Origin of the sequence: Arcicella aurantiaca, from assembly GCF_003148625.1 — a bacterium.
Taxonomy (GTDB): domain Bacteria; phylum Bacteroidota; class Bacteroidia; order Cytophagales; family Spirosomataceae; genus Arcicella; species Arcicella aurantiaca.
The window spans coordinates 53632-71214 of record NZ_QGGO01000025.1 but is presented as its reverse complement, the minus strand read 5'-3'; the positions used below and the strand labels follow the sequence as shown (position 1 = coordinate 71214).

Here is a 17583-nt window from a genome sequence, read left to right as displayed (position 1 = left end):
AGTAGATTCGTGGAATTGTATGTTAAATTACCACTTTCTAATATATCCTAATTGTTCGTCTTCATCTTCGTATTCTAACTCCGCATCTTTTTCCCAAATTTCCATTTCACACGGTTTACAGTTGAATTTAAGTTTGTATTCATTTTCTCCGTGCTTCAATGTCAAAGGTTCTACTAATTTCTCTCCCATTGTATCACGTTGAAACCTTGCACATTTACCTAATTCATATTTTACGCAATATTTCGTGGTCATTACACGTGCTTTTCCCGGGTCCCATTGCAATTCAAAAGCCTTTTCAATTTCAGTAACTCCGTGACGCTTATAAAATGCTCTTGCCATTTTATTCGACACATTGTACATAAAATCAAGTTTTTGAACAGGATAAGGATGCTCTGTTTTTGTTATTTGGAATTCTTCTCTGTGATAATCTCTCACACGAATATCAACTAATTGTTCTAACGCTTCACGACGAATTTCGTTGATTTTTGAGATTGGCAAAAACCAATTTTCCGACAATTCTACCTCCACATTATCAACTACAAATGGCGTATTTCCTGTTTTGGCAAGATTCTTTTTAATATTCGGGATAACTGATTCTGCACTTTTAGCCAATTCTTTAACTGTCTCAAAACTTTGTACACTTTGATGTCCGTCTTCGTCAGTAACTAATAATTGGAAACCATTTGCTGTTTCTGTAAATTTCAAAGAAACGCCAATTTTACGAACCGCACTGTTTTCCTTTTCAACCATTTTATTGAATTCGGCATCAGAATTTCTATAAATGACTGTTCCAAGTGGCAACGATTTGAATGTATTTGGAACGACTACATCATTTACAATGATATTAATTTGAGCTCCGTCTGGTTCGCCATTTTCATTGATAAAATACAATCCATCTCCATTATTAAGTTTTTCGTAATTCTCAATAACATAGCCGTTTGCTTTCACTTCCAATAACTTACCAATCAATTGTCCTTGCGATTTTGGACTTTCCCACGAACCAATTTTTTCTTTACGTTTATTGACAAAATAATCGGTATAACCTCTATTAAAACTTCTATCCATTTCTGGCTCAAAATTGTAAAAAGTTCTTCCCGAAGATGCTTTTTCAAATTTCTCATTGCCTTCCAAGAAGCTATCCAATTTTTTACGCAAATAAGACGTATTATTTTTTACGTAAACAATATCTTTCAAACGCCCTTCTATTTTAAAAGACGTAACACCTGCTTCAATTAAATTGGGTAATTGGTCACTCAAGTCTAAATCCTTAATTGACAATAAATGGCTATTAGCAATTAACGTTTTACCCGTTCCATCAATTAATTGATAGGGCAAACGGCAATTTTGGGCACAAGAACCTCTATTTGCACTACGTTCACCATTAGCAACACTCATGTAACAGTTTCCACTAAAAGCAACGCACAAAGCACCCGAAACGAAGAATTCCAATTCAACGTCGGTTGCTTCACTAATTTCACGAACTTGGTCTAAATTTAATTCTCTTGCTAATACCACACGTTTCATTCCTGCATCTTTCAAGAATTTTACATGATTGGCGTCTCTATTATTCGCTTGTGTACTTGCATGGATAACAATTGGAGGTAAATCCATCTCCATAATTGCCATATCCTGAATAATTAGGGCATCAACGCCAATATCATACAATTGATAAATTAGTTTTTTACACGCATCTAACTCATTATCATACAAAATTGTGTTAATTACCACAAAAACTTGAGCCTTAAACAAGTGAGCATATTTTACCATTTCAGCAATATCCTCAATAGAATTGGCAGCATTAGTTCTTGCTCCAAATTGCGGAGCTCCAATATATACAGCATCTGCACCCGCATTAATGGCAGCCATCCCTTGGAAAAGGTTTTTAGCAGGGGCAAGAATTTCAACTTTCTTTTTCATTTTGTAATTATTTGTAATAAGGTACAAAATTACGGAATTATCAGTAAATACTTGCTTTCTCCTTTGAATTGGATAAATTTGTAATAATATATAAGCTGATTTAAGACAAGTAAAATTTTATTATTGGACAAATTAATTTTCTTATACGTAATTATAAAATTTAAGATTATGACAATTAAAATACATGCCATTTCAGCAAAAAAAATCGAGTTAATTAATAAAATCCTAATCGCAGGAAATTATACCTTTAATGAGATTAATGTGCAAGAAGAGGAATCAGAAAAAAAAGAATTGACGGTAAAAGATTTTCGTTCAATGATTAAAAATAGACGACCTCAAATGCTTGGTAAAACTCTACAAAATTTATGATAGGTAAAATTTCTCCTCTTGAAATCATTGAAGCTAATTTTTTCTTTCCAAATGAAGATGTTTTTAAACCACACCCTGTTTTAGTAGTATCGACCACAGAACTTTTCGAAGAAGAAGAAATATTTTACGGCGTTTTAATGACGACTAAGAATATTTTGCCCAAATATACGATAAGAATTGAGCCAACATGGTTAACAAAATCATCAACGAAAGAAGGATATTTTGCAACTCACTTTATGCAAATATTTACTATGGATGATGTTACCAAACGCTCTAACACTTTCTTAAAAGGAGAGTACTTTGATAGAATAAAATCTAAAATTATAAATTCTGTATTTCATGAAGTCTAAAAAAATATATGAGGTTGTAATTGACAATCCAAAGACGGTAAAAGCATTTGGGGAGTTAATGATTTTACTGGGATTTGAGGAAAAATCAAAAAATGAATTTATTGAAATAAGTTCTTCTTTAAGTAAATCAAAAAAATGAAGGACTATATATACACCATAATAATCTGCCTTCAAGCAATTTGTATAATTTTAATTTTGTTTTTTACATTTACATTCTTAGTGGCAAATGGTAGCGGGCATAATATTCCAAGAAGTACCAATGTTTTCTTTGGAGGTATGTGTGTAACCTCATTTGTGAGCTTTTGCCTTCTGAGTATTTGGAAAGAAAATATTAAACGAAAATAATTCTAAAATACCTTAAAATCTTTTTAAAGCCGCAAAACCTTAAAATCCCAAATCTCTTGATGTGAAAATGTAGAACGAAAGCCAAAATATGATTTACTTGGAAAATGTTCATCATTTGCTTCAAAAAACTTCTCCCCATCAACCCAAAAACTCGTTATTTTATCCTTTACAATAATTTTAATTTGATATTCATGATTGGGCTTTAACAAATATTTCGCTTCGTTTTTCTCTGCCAAAAGTTTTCTTTGCGTATTGGCTTCATATTTTCTAAATCGAGTGGTGGTGTTGGTATTTCCGCCCATACCAACGTAATACATATTTAGAGAATCATAATCTTCAAATTTTCCTGTTCGAGTAAATAAATTGGTATTATTGGGAGTTTCTGCCAACCAAAACACGTTTAAGTCCGACAAACGGTCATTTTTCCCATCAGCAACAATTATTTTTCGTTTAAATAAAATCTCATAATTGCCCGTTAAAACCTGATTATACCAAACCGTTACCCCTCCTTTGGTATCTAAGATTAGTTTATTTTCTTGTGTAAAAACCTTTGAATTAGGCAATGGTTCTATTTCTGCAATCCATTTTTGGGTATTTAACGGAGTGTAAAAATCTTCTTTAAAAAGAATATTTTTCATTCTATTTTGACCAATACATGAACCAATAAACCCGATAATTGTACAAAGGCAAATTACTCTCAATATTTTCATTTTAAGGATAAATTTTAATGATGAATTCTCAGGAAATCAAATCTGTATGTCTAAAATCCTATTCAAATCATTGATGATTAATTAATACTATTTTCATAAGAATAGGGTAAAAATATGGTTAAAAATGCTTTTAAAGCTATTATCGACTAAACATATATTTCCAAGATAAAATATGAAATCTCCCTTTTCTTTTACTCGTAGAGCATTTGTAAAAAACTCAGCAATGGCTATCACGAGTTTACCTTTGGCTTCAACTTTTGCAAATAATATTGGTCAAAAAACAACTTTACCTCCTACTGGAATTGTGCCGTTAAATTGGTTAGATAAACAAAAATCTGCCTTATTTACTGGTACTACTTGGGGTGTACCTTGGGCAAAAGGACAAATTAAAAAAGGAACAGATTTTACGCTTACAAGCAATAATAAAGCTATTCCTACTCAAACTTGGCCTTTGGCATTTTGGCCAGATGGTAGTCTAAAATGGACTGCTCATGCCGTTTCTTCGCATGAAAATTTATCGGATAACTTACAAATAAGCATTGGGAAATCTATAAAACCTAAGCAAGCTTTATCTGTTCAAGAATCAGAAACAAGTATTAAAATTGATACGGGCAAAATACAATGTGAAATCAACAAAAGTGGACAGACTATCATTAAAACTTTAAGTAATAATGGACAAGTTGTTGCTCAAAATGGCAAATTAGTCTTATCCGTCCAAGATAATGTTGACCAATCAGAATCTTTCAAAATTGAAAGTTTTGAGGGTAAAATCAACAAAATTTCTGTTGAACAATCGGGTGAAATTAGGGCTGTAATCAAAATTGAAGGTTCGCATGAAAACACGGCTAATAAAAAGTTATTGCCTTTTATTATTCGCTTATATTTTTATGCAGAAACTGAATCAATTCGTATCATTCATACCATTATTTATGATGGAGACGAAAATAAAGATTTTGTAAAAGGATTGGGTATTCGCTTTTCTGTGCCTTTGAAAGAGGCTTTATATGACCGTCATATCAGATTTGTAGGCGAAAATAAAGGTATTTTTGCAGAAAGCGTACAAGGATTAACAGGTTTACGTAGAGATGCTGGGAGAACTGCTTTAGATGCACAATTAGCAGGAAAATCAGTGACTCAGATTCCAGAAAATGTCCTTAAAAATATAAAATATATTCCTGCTTTTGGCGATTATACCCTTTTCCAAAGCACACCAGATGCCTTTGAAATACAAAAACGTACAAAAAATGGGCATTCTTGGTTACAGTCTGCTTTTGGTGGACGTGCCAATGGAACAGGTTATTTAGGTACTCCCAAAGGTGGACTTGCTTTTGGTATTCGTAATTTTTGGCAAAGTCATCCTGCACAATTGGATATCAAAAATGCTCACACCGATTTAGGCGAAATCACGATGTGGCTTTGGGCTCCTAAATCCTCTGCAATGGATTTACGTGTTTACCACGACGGCATGGGACAAGATACTTATGCTAAACAATTAGACGCTTTGGATATTACTTATGAAGACTATGAACCCGAATTTGGGCGACCTTTTGGCGTAGCTCGCACCAGCGAATTACAAATTTGGGCATTAGCAGAAACACCTTCTAAAGCATTACTTTTAGATATTTCTGAGCAAATTCAGCATCCTCCGCTTATCGTTGCCAGCTCTGAATATTTATCTAAAGTAGGGATTTTTGGTAGTGGATTTGCCCTTTCAGACAAGTCAAGCCCGAAAAAAACTGAGATTGAAAACCAATTAGATTTTTATTTCGATTATTATAAAAAACAAATTGACCAACAAAAATGGTACGGATTCTGGAATTTTGGCGATGTCATGCACACGTATGACCACGACCGCCATGTTTGGAGATATGATGTGGGCGGTTTTGCTTGGGATAATTCGGAGTTATCAACGGATTTATGGTTGTGGTATTACTTTTTGAAAACGGGTAGAAATGATGTTTTCAGAATGGCAGAAGCTATGACACGCCACACAGGTGAAGTTGACGTACATCATATTGGTCGATTCAGTCCTTTAGGTTCTCGTCATAATGTTCAACATTGGGGATGTTCAGCCAAACAATTACGCATCAGTACGGCAGCTAACCGTCGTTTTTACTATTATCTCACTGCCGACGAAAGAGTCGGAGATTTAATGAGAGAACAAGTAAACGCTGATAAAACACTCAGAAATATCGTTCCTGGAAGAAAAATTGGGCAAATTGCAGCAGAAAATACCGCTACTTCCGAATTAGCAAGTATCTCTTTTGGAACAGATTGGGGAGCTTTATCATCTGCATGGTTTACAGAATGGGAACGCACTGAAAATCCCAAAATAAAAGAGAAACTATTAAACAGTATGCGTACCATCGCTGAACAACCACATGGTTTTTTCACAGGTGGGGCAATTATGGATTTATCTACGGGCAAATTTCAGTTAGAAAATCCAACTAAAATTTCTGTTTCACATTTAAGTGCAGCCTTTGGCTTAGCAGAAATTTGTGCTGAACTCATAGAAACTGTGGATATGCCAATTTTCGAGAAAGCTTGGTTACAATATTGTCAATTATACAATGGAACTGCCGAAGAACAAAAAGCCGCTATGGGAGAAGCTCTTTCTAAATTAAATTTACAGCAAGGTCATGCTAAATTAACGGCATTTGCAGCAAAACGAAATAAAAATTCAGTTTTAGCACAAAGAGCTTGGAAAGAATTTTATGCAGGTGAAGGCGGTATTAAAAAACCGTCTATGCAAATCAAAAAGATTGAACCACCAATTGTACTTAATCCGATTGAAGAGGGCGTATCAATTTCTACTAATGCCGTAGCTCAATGGAGTTTGGCAGCGATGCAATGTTTGGCTTTCGTGGGTAAAGATTTAGATTAAAATTGTTAATCTCGACCAATAAAAAAGCCTCTGCAAATAAATTTTGCGGAGGCTTTTTCTATTATACTCAAAAAATCTATCCTAAATAAGTCTTCAAAGCCTTACTTCTTGAAGTATGACGTAAACGACGAATTGCTTTTTCTTTAATCTGACGTACACGTTCACGAGTAAGATTAAATTTCTCACCAATCTCTTCCAATGTCATAGCGTGTTCTCCATTCAATCCGAAATATAAAGTAACTACATCAGCTTCACGTTGAGTTAAAGTTGACAAAGCTCTTTGTACCTCACGACGCAATGAATCGTTAATCAAACCAGAATCTGGCTTATCTTCTCCGTCATTTTCTAAAACGTCTAACAATGAGTTTTCTTCACCTTGTACAAAAGGAGCATCCATTGATACGTGACGACCAGAGATTTTCAAAGTATCAACAACTTCACCTGTCGAAATTTCCAAAACCTCAGCTAATTCTTCAGGAGTTGGCTCACGTTCAAATTTCTGTTCTAATTCTGAAAACGTTTTCGAGATTTTATTTAAAGAACCTACACGGTTTAACGGTAAACGTACAATACGTGATTGTTCAGCCAAAGCTTGTAAAATTGACTGACGAATCCACCAAACAGCGTAAGAAATAAATTTAAAACCACGAGTTTCATCAAAGCGTTGTGCTGCTTTAATCAAACCTAAATTTCCTTCATTGATGAGGTCACCTAAACTAAGACCTTGATTTTGATATTGTTTAGCAACAGAAACCACAAAACGCAAGTTTGCTTTTGTAAGTCTTTCTAATGAAAGCTGGTCACCATCACGTATTTTTTGAGCTAAAATAACTTCCTCCTCTGGCGTTAACAAATCCACCTTACCGATTTCTTGTAGATACTTGTCAAGAGATTGACTTTCTCTGTTAGTAATCTGCTTACTAATTTTTAGCTGTCTCATATTTTTTAATTGGTTAACAAAACCGTTCTACTGTTGTAAAAAAAGTGGGATTCCGTGTAAAGCGAGCGTTAATTCGCTTAGGCACAAAACCAAACAATTATATAAGCATTAAAACTACTTTTTATAATCGTTTGGTATTGAATATCTTAAAAGAATAACGTAAAAGTTTTAAGATTTGTTCTAATTCTTTTCTGGTTTAGGTAAAAGAGCCTTTCTTGAAAGACGGAATTTACCAGTTTTCTTATCAACCTCAATCAATTTCACTTTTACTTGCTCACCGATTTGAAGAACTCCTTCAACTGTTTCAAGACGTTCCCACTTGATTTCAGAGATATGAAGTAAACCATCTTTACCCGGTAAGAATTCAACGAATGCACCAAATGGCATAATTGATTTTACAACACCGTCATAGATTTCACCTTCTTCTGGAATCATTACAATACCTTTTACCATGCCAACTGCTTTGTCCATAGACTCTTTGTTAGCAGAGAAGATAGAAACATATCCCCCATCTGGTTTTTCTTCGATTGTTACCGTTGCACCAGATTGTTTTTGAATATCTTGAACAACTTTTCCACCAGGCCCGATTACTGCACCAATTTGCTCTTTCATGATTTTGATAACCATCGCTCTTGGTGTTTGTGGTTTCAACTCAGGTCTTGGCGTAGGAATTGCCTCTTTCATTTTACCCAAAATATGCAAACGTCCTTGTTTTGCTTGATTTAATGCTTCAACCAAAACATCGTAAGAAAGACCATCAACTTTAATATCCATTTGACAAGCAGTGATACCATTTTCAGTACCAGTTACTTTAAAGTCCATGTCTCCTAAATGGTCTTCATCACCTAAAATATCAGAAAGAACCGCATATTTACCAGTTTTAGGGTCAGAAATTAAACCCATAGCAATACCAGAAACTGGAGCTTTGATTTTAATACCTGCATCCATTAATGCTAACGTTCCAGCACATACTGTTGCCATTGATGATGAACCATTAGATTCAAGAATATCAGAAACTACACGAATAGTATATGGATTTTCAGAATCAGGAGGTAATACCTTTTTAATGGCACGCATTGCTAAGTTACCATGACCAATTTCACGACGTCCAGGACCTCTGTTTGGCTTCACTTCACCAGTTGAAAAACCTGGGAAGTTATAATGCAACATAAAACGATTGTAACCAGAAAGCATTGCTGAATCAACAATTTGCTCGTCCATTTTAGTACCCAAAGTAACCGTAGTTAATGATTGAGTTTCACCACGAGTAAATACCGCTGAACCATGTGGAGAAGGTAAGTAATCAACTTCACAAGTAATCTGACGGATTTCGTCTAATTTACGACCATCTAAACGGTAACGTTCGTTAAGAACCATTTGACGAACCGCTTCTTTTTCAATATCATGGAAATACCATTTTGCCAAAGCTTTACTAACAGTAGTGTCTTCTGGCAAAGTTGCAAAATATTCTTCTTCAATTGCTTTGAAAGACTCTCTACGACCACTTTTACTTGGATTTGCTAATTTAGCAACTTCATAGTATTTATCGAAATAAGTATCCCAAAGTAATTTCTTTAATTCTTCATCATGTGTTTCGTGGTTATATTCACGTTTAACAGTTTTTCCAACCATTTCCGTTAATTCAACCAACGCTTGACAGTGGATTTTGATAGCATCATGTGCAAGTCTCAATGCCGTTAACATATCTTCTTCAGATACTTCTTGCATTTCGCCTTCTACCATCAAAATATCGTTTGCATTTGCAGCAACGATTAATTCCATTTCAGCACTATCAATTTGAGAATATAATGGATTGACAATAAATTCACCATTAATTTTAGCAACACGAACTTCTGAAATTGGTCCATTAAAAGGAATATCAGAAACCGCTAAAGCTGCTGCTGCTGCCAAACCAGCAAAGGCATCTGGAGCAACTTCTGTATCAGCAGAAATCATTGAGATTGCTACTTGTGTATCTGCGTGATAGTCTGATGGGAATGTTGGGCGTAATGCTCTATCCACCAAACGGCTTACCAAAACTTCATAATCAGACAGTTTTGATTCACGACGTAAAAAACCTCCTGGAATTTTACCAGCAGATGCAAATTTTTCTTGGTAATCAACAGATAAAGGCAAGAAGTCTGTTCCTTCTTTAGCTACTGGGCTTGAAACAACCGTTGCCAATAACATCATATTTCCGCTTCTTACAACAACAGAACCATCCGCCTGTTTTGCAAGTTTGCCTGTTTCGATGGTAACTTCTTTACCATCGGGCATTGTTATTTTTTTCGTAATTACGTTAAACGACATATTTTTTTGATTTTACCTTACTACTTAGAAAGATGCTACTAATGGTAGAAGGATTTTGGTGGATTTGATTCGCTAATTTCTTTCTTGTCAATCATTAAATTATCATGTAGTCGTTTAGAGCAAGAAAGTTTGACAATATCATAAATTAACGAATTACCCAAAGAGAGGAAATAAAAAGTAGGCAATTGAAACAATTGCCTACCGAAAATACTATTTTCTGATGCCAAGTTCAGCAATGATAGCACGGTAACGAGAAATATCAGTTTTGATTAGATAATCTAACAAACTTCTACGTTTACCAACTAACTTTAAAAGACCTAAACGAGTAGAGTGATCTTTTTTGTTTTTCTTTAAGTGTTCTGTCAAATGATTGATTCTGAAAGTGAACAACGCAATTTGCGACTCAGCAGAACCAGTATCGATTTTTGACTTCCCATGACCACGAGATTCGAAAATCCCTTGTTTTACTTCTGAAGTTAAATACATCTTCAACCAGTTTAAATTGTTAATAATTATGAAAACGTGCAAAAATAGCGTTTTTCTTAGCCTTTTGCAAGTCTTATCCCAAATTTATTCAAAATCCAATAACCAAATTTAGTTTTCCCAATCTTTTCCTTAAACTTATTGAAATAAACCGCATAAACATCGGATTCAAACAACCTTGAATCATTCCGAGCTTTATTTAAAAAATATAAACCAATTAAAAAAAGAACAACATTAGAAATCCACGCTCCTACTTGTACAATTACTCGACTTTCTTTGGCTGCTTTATCTCCTTGTTGAGTCATCACATACATTAAGATAAAGAAAATAATGGCTACTACAACCGGCAATCCAAAACCTCCTTTTTTAATGATTCCCCCTAAAGGAGCTCCAATTAAAAACATCACGAATACCGCAATCGCATTGGTAAATTTATGATGCCATTCCAAATCTGTTTTGTCATAATCTTCTTCCTTAGCTAATAAAGAAGTATGACTTGATTCTGCGAATGACTGTAAACTACTTGCCTGAGAAATGGCAAAATCTATATTTTGATAAGGATTCGCATTTAAGTTTTTGGCAAACTTTTTAGTTATTAATGAATCAACCCAATTTCCTTTATTTTGTAAAATACGTTTTTGCTCTGAAGATAGTTTTTTGGGGAAAGACTTTAGTTCATAACTATAATAAGTTTGTGCAGAACGAACAAAACCATCTTTTATCAATTGATAAGATTTTTTTAGAGAATCAGAATCACTTCCTAATTCTGAAAGCCCACGCATTATTTGGTGGTGTTTAAACTGGTCTTCTTCTGTTTTGTGCATATCAAAAGCCGACAAACTCATAATAACTTTACTTTTTGTAAAGGAGTTTGTTGCCATGTCGGTTTGATTAGAATTCCCTGTTTTGTCGGCATCTTCAGTGTAATCGTTCCCATTAAACAATTCAAAAATCAGATATTGTTTATTCATAATGGTGTACATCAAGGCAGAATCAGCAACGGTAACATGACGGTCGCCATCTGACTTTGTATGGTCAAAAATGATGATATTTTTCAACGTCCTGTTATCGGGGTACTTTTTCACCACTTTAATACTATAACCCGGTAAATCATTGTAGAAAATACCTTCTTTAATATTCAAGGTAGTTTTAGTTGTTTTAATATCATACAAAAGGCTATATCCCTTTAAATTCGCCCATGGTAAAGCAACATTATTAAACCAAAAGGCAAAAATGCTTATTATCACCGCTACTACAAACATCGGTTGCATGGCTCTTGTAATAGAAATACCCGCACTTTTAATGGCTGTTAGTTCAAAAAACTCTCCTAATTTTCCATAAGTCATCAATGTAGATAAAAGCATGGCAAGCGGCAGAGCAATTGGAACGGTTATTAAACTGAAATAGAAAAAAAGCTTCAAATACACTTCTACGCCTAAATCTTTACCGAATAAATCAGCAAAGTATGCTACAATGAGTCTCATTAAGAAAATAAAAATTACAACTGCCAATGTCATCACAAAGGGTTGCCAAAAGGATTTCAGAATGAGTTTATCAATTTTTTTAATCATAATAAGGTCAATAAAAATGCTCGTGAATCTGTATGAAACACGAGCATCGTGCGTTATTTACAACGCAAAAATACATGAAATTGATTTCTTTAAATAGTTAAATACTCTTAATTCCCGACGATTTCTTTCAATTTGAATATTAAGTCTTCCCACAACTCTGACAATTCTTCATCATCTGTATTAGCTGAATAATCAACAATTTTCAAATAAGTTGAACCTGTCAACTCACTAACCTCCATTTTAAATTCGAGGTAATTGTGGTCACGTTCATCAGAACTTGAAGGAATAAAATCAAACTTGGCTGATTTATTTAAACGTAATTGAGAAAGCTTAGCAATATGACTTTCACCATCCCAATGAAAATCAAAAGTTGAACTATCTTTCAAAGTAACTTTTTCTGCAAACCACTGCTGCATACCCGAAGCTGAACTTATGTATGGGAAAAGCACTTTTGGAGATGCTCTTAATTCAAACTCTGCGACAAATTTATGTTTACTCATATTTGTAAAAGATTTAGCGTATTCTGAATCGGCAATTAACATTCTTTTCAAAATACATAGGCAACCAAGTCGTTAAACTCTCTTTTGGCAAAGGTATAAATGTTAAAGAAATTCGCAAGCATTTTTTTTATTTTTACAATACTAAAGTGCTAAACAAAAGCCTTTTATATTGAAAATCAATTAGTTACGACTTAAAATAATTTAATTTGTCGAAAAAAATATTTTCACAAAACACGCCTTTTAAGTAATTGATTATCAATGAGTAACAAAAAACTTTCAAAATAATGTCAAAATCATTTGTCTTGAAATATTAAAATTCTTAATTTTGCACCACATTAATACTGCGGGATAGCTCAGATGGTTAGAGCGTAGGATTCATAACCCTAAGGTCGGCAGTTCGATCCTGCTTCCCGCAACTAATAAAGCCCTTGCTGAAAATTCAGTAAGGGCTTTTTTTTGACTTCTAAATAGACCACAGATTTTACGGATGATACAGACTTACACTGATTTTTATAAAACTTTATCTATGTAAATCTGTAAAATCTGTAGTCTACTTTTTATCGCAAATCCAATCTTACCACGTTTTCAACATGATGGGTCTGCGGGAACATATCAACTGGTTGCACGGCAGTTACTGCATACTTTGCATCTAAGAGTGCTAAATCTCTTGCTTGCGTTGCTGGGTTACAACTCACGTAAACAATTCTTTTAGGAGCCGCTTCTAATAGTGTTCTTACCACTGGCTCGTCCATTCCTGCACGTGGAGGGTCGGTAATTACAGTATCTGGTCGTCCATGTTGGCTTACAAAATCATAACTTAACAACTTACGCATATCTCCCGCAAAAAACTCTGTATTGGTAATATTATTGATTTGAGAGTTAATTCTGGCATCTTCCACAGCCATTTCAACATATTCTAATCCAATAACTTTTTTAGCTTGACGTGCTACGAAATTGGCAATTGTTCCTGTTCCTGTATAAAGGTCATAAACAAATTCATCGCCTGTTAAATCTGCATAATCACGAGTGATTTTGTATAATTCAAATGCTTGTTTTGAATTGGTTTGAAAAAATGATTTTGGACCAACTCTAAATTTCAGCTCCTCCATTTCTTCAACAATATATGGCAAGCCTTTAAAGTTAACCACTTCTAAATCAAAGAAAGTGTCATTTCCTTTAGTATTCACAACATAGTTTAATGAAGTAATTTCTGGAAATTTTTCAGCCAAATAATTCATTACTAAGTCAATATCTTCTGGTTGACAATAAGCAAATTGTACAATTACCATTAAATCTCCTGTATTGGCAGTTCTGATAACGACGTTTCGCATTGCTCCCTTTTCTTGACGAATTTGCTCGTAATAATCAAGGTTGTTTGCTTGTGTAAAATCTCTCAGAGCCAACCTGATAGCATTTGAAGGGTCTGGTTGTAAATAACAATGGTCAATGTCTAAGATTTTGTCATAACGTCTTGGAATATGAAAACCCAAAGCATTTCTTGAAAAATCTTGACCTGAATCTATTTGTTCTTGCGTTAACCAACGATTTTGAGAAAAAGTATATTCTAATTTATTTCTGTAATAGAAAGTCTCGGCAGAAGGGAAAATTGGTTTAATTTCAGGCAAATCAACTTTGGCAATTCTTTCTAAAGCGTCTGTAACTTGCTTAGTTTTGAATTGCAATTGTACCTGATAGTCAATGTGTTGCCATTTACAACCTCCGCAAGTTCCGAAATGAGAACAAATCGTTTGTGTTCTAAATTTTGACTGTGGACGAATATTAAAAGCAACCGCCTCCATAAAACTTGATTTGGATTTCATCACTCGTAAATCCGCATAATCACCTGGGGCAACTGGACCTTCTATAAATACAACTTTGTCATTAATTCTGCTTAAACATTTTGCTTCTGAGGCAAAATCTTCAATTAAAATATTTTCAAAAATGATATTCTCTTTTCTTCTCTTTTTCATTCTATTGGGTAAAACGAACAGCTTTGTTCGATGAAATATAATAAATAAGCGGAACAAACCGCAGTAACATAAAAGCACAAAAGTACGTAGTAAGAAAATTATTATTGACAAAAAGGCATGAATTTTCGGAAAATGAAGGAATTTTGTAAAATATTCAACCACCATAAAACTCTTTTATGAAAGATAAAGTCGTAATTATCACGGGAGCATCCTCAGGTATCGGAAAAGCCTTAGCATTTTCATTTGGCAATGAAGGGGCAAAAATCGTAATCACAGGTAGAAAAGAAGCCCCTTTGTTAGAGGTAAGTCAAGAACTTTCAAAATTAGGTATCGAAAATTTAGCCATTGTTTCAGACGTAAGTATCGAATCTGACAACGCTGATATGGTTCAAAAAACGATTGATAAATTCGGAAAAATTGATATTCTGATAAATAATGCAGGTATTTCAATGCGTGCTATGTTTGAAGACTGTGACCTTAATGTTATCAAAACATTGATGGATATTAATTTCTACGGAACTGTTTACGCTACCAAATACGCCTTACCGTACATCAAAGCTACAAAAGGCTCGATTGTAGGCGTTTCTTCAATTGCGGGTTATAGAGGCTTGCCTGTACGTTCTGGCTATTCAGCGTCTAAATTTGCGATGAATGGCTTTTTAGAGGCTTTACGCACTGAACTTTTACATACAGGTGTTCATGTATTGACTGCTTGCCCCGGATTTACGGCATCAAATATTAGAGTTGCATCTTTGGGAGCAGACGGAAGTTCGAAAGGGGATTCGATGAGAGACGAAGGCAAAATGATGGCGTCGGAAGAAGTAGCTGATAGAATTTTGAAGGCAGTGAAAAATCGTGACAGAGGAATGATTTTGACTTTACAAGGAAAAATGGCAGTTTTAATCAATAAGCTATTCCCTAAATTAGCTGACAAATTAGTTTATAATGCTTTGGCGAAGGAAAAAGATTCTCCTTTGGCTAAACAGTAAAAATTTGAACTATGATTTTTACGATTTAAAGTTGTTGGATAAACGGTATTCCTTAAATCTTGCAATCGTAAAAATCATAGTTTAGACAAATTACAATAACTCCCCAATATCCTCATACATTTCGTGAAAACGTTTTATTACTTTTTTAATAAATACGTCGTCAATTATTTCTTTAACAGTATCTTCTGAAGCGTCCATTTCTGAAATTTTGTAAACTTGCTCTAAATCAGCCGTTTCAAATTTCACAAAAAACTTTGCGTTCCATTTGTATAAAGAAATCTTCATGTCAGGACTTGAGCCTGTCAGTTCACCGATAAAATACATGCTTTTAGAAATTGGGGGTTAGGATTTAGGGGTTCAAATCTCAAAAGAAAGTATGTATTAATTTCTTTTGAGATTTGAACCCCTGACAATTATTTTACGCAACTTCTTCAATAATCGTAATTTTCTGAATATGGTCACCTTCACGGATAGCATCAATTACTTCCAAACCTTCAACAACTTTTCCGAAACAAGTATGACGACGGTCAAGGTGAGCTGTTTGAGTACGGCTATGACAAATAAAGAATTGAGAACCACCAGTGTTTGGTCCACGATGAGCCATTGACAATACACCACGGTCGTGGTATTGATTATTTCCAGTTAATTCACAAGGAATTGAATAACCCGGACCACCAGCACCAGTCCCAGTTGGGTCACCACCTTGAATTACGAAATTTGGAATAACTCTGTGAAAAGTCAAACCATCATAATATCCTTTTTTAGATAAATCTACAAAGTTTTTTACGTGAATTGGAGCATCTTGCTCATAAAATTCAATCACCATTAGACCTCTATCGGTCAGCATTTCAGCTTTAATCATTTTTGTATTGTATTTAAAATCTCAATATTTTCTACAAAATTAGGAACAAAAGCCCTCTTGTCATAGTTCAAATTTTGACTTTCCCTCTCAGAATATCAAAAAACATGATAAAATCACTGGCAAGACTATAAAAAGGATGCTTGAAAGTAGCAGGTTTATTTTTCTCAAAAAAGAAATGTCCAACCCAAGCAAAACCGTACCCAACCAATGGAATAAACCATAAATATTGAAACGTGGAAGTCGTTAACGCAAAAATCAAAATGAGAATTATGAAACCTGTTCCAATAAAATGGAGTAATTTTGATGTCGAATTTTGATGTTCTGTTAAGTAATATGGATAAAACTCCTTTAAACTCTCAAAATTTGTAGTTTTGAAATCTTTCATTTTTATAATTATTTAAAGATTAAACTTGTATATTTCGTGAAAATAGCAAAATATTTATTCATTTTCAATATTGTAGTTTTTCTTGGCTCGTGCGGGACAGATAAAACAGAAGAATCTATAAAATTCTTTAAAAGAGGTAATTATAAACTCAAGGATAAAGAATACCAAGAAGCAATTCATTGGTTTGATGAGTCAATTAAGCAAAATCCCAAATTTGCAGATGCCTATAACAACAGAGGATTAGCAAATCAAAAATTTGATAAACTGGACGATGCTTTGAAAGATTTCGACAAAGCGATTGAGTTAGATAAAAAATATTGGGAAGCATACTATAACCGTTCTGAAGCACTTGCACAGAGAGGCGATTTTCAAAACGCATTGACTGATTTAGAAAAAATTGCTATTCCATTTAAAGATTCTTCGTTTTATTACGTTAGTAGAGGAAATATTAAAACACAATTGCAAAATTTGTCTGGTGCAACTGCGGATTTTGAAAAAGCAATTCAGCTAAATCCTAAAAATGCAGAGGCTTATACCAATCATGGCGTAATTTATTTTGAAAATAAAGAGTATAATTTAGCAAAAAAAGACTTTTTAAAAGCAATTGAGATAAATTCTGCACAAGATTTTGCTCTAAACAACGTTGCATATATTCTTGCTGAGGAAAAAAAGTTTGAAGAGGCTCTAAAATATGTTGATGCAGCTTTAAAAATAAACCCTACACAACCCTACTACATTAATAACAAAGGAATGATTTTGTTAAATTTAGGGAAATTAGATATTGCCAAAGAATTAATCGAAAAATCAATTCGACTTGATGATAAAAACTATTTAGCATATCAGAATTTAGGACATTATTTTGAATTGAAAGGAGACAAATCAAAAGCAAACGAGAATTTTGAGAAAGCAAAAAACTTAGAGTAAAAGTGAAATGGCGATTAGTGGGAATCATTGAAAAATTAGCCGAGTTGTCGAAAAGAAAGTCCAAATTGTCTATT

16 protein-coding genes and 1 tRNA gene are annotated in these 17583 nt (G+C 34.0%); 6 read left to right on the top strand and 11 right to left on the bottom strand.

The genetic code is table 11. From position 1 onward, the window contains the following. Positions 1-27: 27 nt before the first annotated feature. Positions 28-1917, bottom strand: coding sequence for a peptidase U32 family protein (locus LV89_RS18935; protein WP_109744487.1), 1890 nt, complete (start codon positions 1915-1917; stop codon positions 28-30). Positions 1918-2085: 168 nt separating this feature from the next. On the opposite strand from LV89_RS18935, the gene LV89_RS18930 reads away from it, so the two are divergent. Together LV89_RS18930 and LV89_RS18925 are read left to right on the top strand one after the other, a co-directional pair. Beyond that, positions 2086-2286: a hypothetical protein gene (locus LV89_RS18930; RefSeq protein WP_109744486.1), complete on the top strand. Its 201-nt coding sequence runs from the start codon at positions 2086-2088 to the stop codon at positions 2284-2286. Continuing rightward, positions 2283-2636, top strand: a complete 354-nt coding sequence (locus LV89_RS18925) for a hypothetical protein (protein WP_109744485.1) — start codon at positions 2283-2285, stop codon at positions 2634-2636. Before LV89_RS18930 ends, LV89_RS18925 begins: the two co-directional genes overlap by 4 nt. A gap of 368 nt (positions 2637-3004) precedes the next feature. Here the strand turns inward: LV89_RS18925 and LV89_RS18920 are convergent, their stop codons facing one another. Beyond that, entirely contained in the window at positions 3005-3619 is a 615-nt protein-coding gene (locus LV89_RS18920) for a DUF6250 domain-containing protein (RefSeq protein WP_109744484.1), read from the bottom strand. A 244-nt stretch (positions 3620-3863) separates the two neighbouring features. On the opposite strand from LV89_RS18920, the gene LV89_RS18915 reads away from it, so the two are divergent. Next, positions 3864-6575 carry an exo-rhamnogalacturonan lyase family protein gene (locus LV89_RS18915; RefSeq protein WP_109744483.1) on the top strand — a complete coding sequence of 904 codons (2712 nt, stop codon included), beginning with the start codon at positions 3864-3866 and terminating at the stop codon, positions 6573-6575. A 76-nt stretch (positions 6576-6651) separates the two neighbouring features. On the opposite strand, the gene LV89_RS18910 is transcribed toward LV89_RS18915, so the two are convergent. The 5 genes from LV89_RS18910 to LV89_RS18890 all read right to left on the bottom strand — a co-directional run bounded on the left by LV89_RS18910 (position 6652) and on the right by LV89_RS18890 (position 12379). Next, complete coding sequence (locus LV89_RS18910; RefSeq protein ID WP_109744482.1) at positions 6652-7515, bottom strand: sigma-70 family RNA polymerase sigma factor; 864 nt, start codon at positions 7513-7515, stop codon at positions 6652-6654. A gap of 180 nt (positions 7516-7695) precedes the next feature. Then, entirely contained in the window at positions 7696-9825 is a 2130-nt protein-coding gene (gene pnp, locus LV89_RS18905; protein ID WP_109744481.1) for a polyribonucleotide nucleotidyltransferase, read from the bottom strand. A gap of 210 nt (positions 9826-10035) precedes the next feature. Then, positions 10036-10311 carry a 30S ribosomal protein S15 gene (gene rpsO / locus LV89_RS18900; protein ID WP_109744480.1) on the bottom strand — a complete coding sequence of 92 codons (276 nt, stop codon included), beginning with the start codon at positions 10309-10311 and terminating at the stop codon, positions 10036-10038. Positions 10312-10367: 56 nt separating this feature from the next. Beyond that, positions 10368-11879 carry an LptF/LptG family permease gene (locus LV89_RS18895; RefSeq protein ID WP_229201554.1) on the bottom strand — a complete coding sequence of 504 codons (1512 nt, stop codon included), beginning with the start codon at positions 11877-11879 and terminating at the stop codon, positions 10368-10370. Between the two features lie 107 nt (positions 11880-11986). Next, the gene (locus tag LV89_RS18890) at positions 11987-12379 is read right to left on the bottom strand and encodes an START-like domain-containing protein (protein ID WP_109744519.1); all 393 of its coding nucleotides are present in this window, start codon (positions 12377-12379) and stop codon (positions 11987-11989) included. A gap of 342 nt (positions 12380-12721) precedes the next feature. On the opposite strand from LV89_RS18890, the gene LV89_RS18885 reads away from it, so the two are divergent. Continuing rightward, positions 12722-12795 (top strand) — tRNA-Met (locus tag LV89_RS18885). 141 nt (positions 12796-12936) lie between these two features. Here the strand turns inward: LV89_RS18885 and rlmD are convergent. Next, the gene (gene rlmD, locus LV89_RS18880; RefSeq protein ID WP_109744479.1) at positions 12937-14349 is read right to left on the bottom strand and encodes a 23S rRNA (uracil(1939)-C(5))-methyltransferase RlmD; all 1413 of its coding nucleotides are present in this window, start codon (positions 14347-14349) and stop codon (positions 12937-12939) included. Between the two features lie 176 nt (positions 14350-14525). Between rlmD and LV89_RS18875 the strand changes: the two genes are divergently transcribed. Beyond that, positions 14526-15338 (top strand): SDR family oxidoreductase, encoded by an 813-nt coding sequence (locus LV89_RS18875; RefSeq protein ID WP_109744478.1) that lies wholly within the window; start codon positions 14526-14528, stop codon positions 15336-15338. Positions 15339-15428: 90 nt separating this feature from the next. Here LV89_RS18875 and LV89_RS18870 read toward each other — a convergent pair whose 3' ends face one another. The 3 genes from LV89_RS18870 to LV89_RS18860 all read right to left on the bottom strand — a co-directional run bounded on the left by LV89_RS18870 (position 15429) and on the right by LV89_RS18860 (position 16585). Next, the gene (locus LV89_RS18870) at positions 15429-15662 is read right to left on the bottom strand and encodes a hypothetical protein (RefSeq protein ID WP_229201553.1); all 234 of its coding nucleotides are present in this window, start codon (positions 15660-15662) and stop codon (positions 15429-15431) included. Positions 15663-15756: 94 nt separating this feature from the next. Beyond that, positions 15757-16200 carry a peptidylprolyl isomerase gene (locus tag LV89_RS18865; protein ID WP_109744477.1) on the bottom strand — a complete coding sequence of 148 codons (444 nt, stop codon included), beginning with the start codon at positions 16198-16200 and terminating at the stop codon, positions 15757-15759. Between the two features lie 67 nt (positions 16201-16267). Then, complete coding sequence (locus LV89_RS18860; RefSeq protein WP_109744476.1) at positions 16268-16585, bottom strand: Mpo1-like protein; 318 nt, start codon at positions 16583-16585, stop codon at positions 16268-16270. A 36-nt stretch (positions 16586-16621) separates the two neighbouring features. On the opposite strand from LV89_RS18860, the gene LV89_RS18855 reads away from it, so the two are divergent. After that, positions 16622-17509, top strand: a complete 888-nt coding sequence (locus LV89_RS18855; RefSeq protein ID WP_109744475.1) for a tetratricopeptide repeat protein — start codon at positions 16622-16624, stop codon at positions 17507-17509. The last annotated feature ends 74 nt before the right edge of the window (positions 17510-17583 follow it).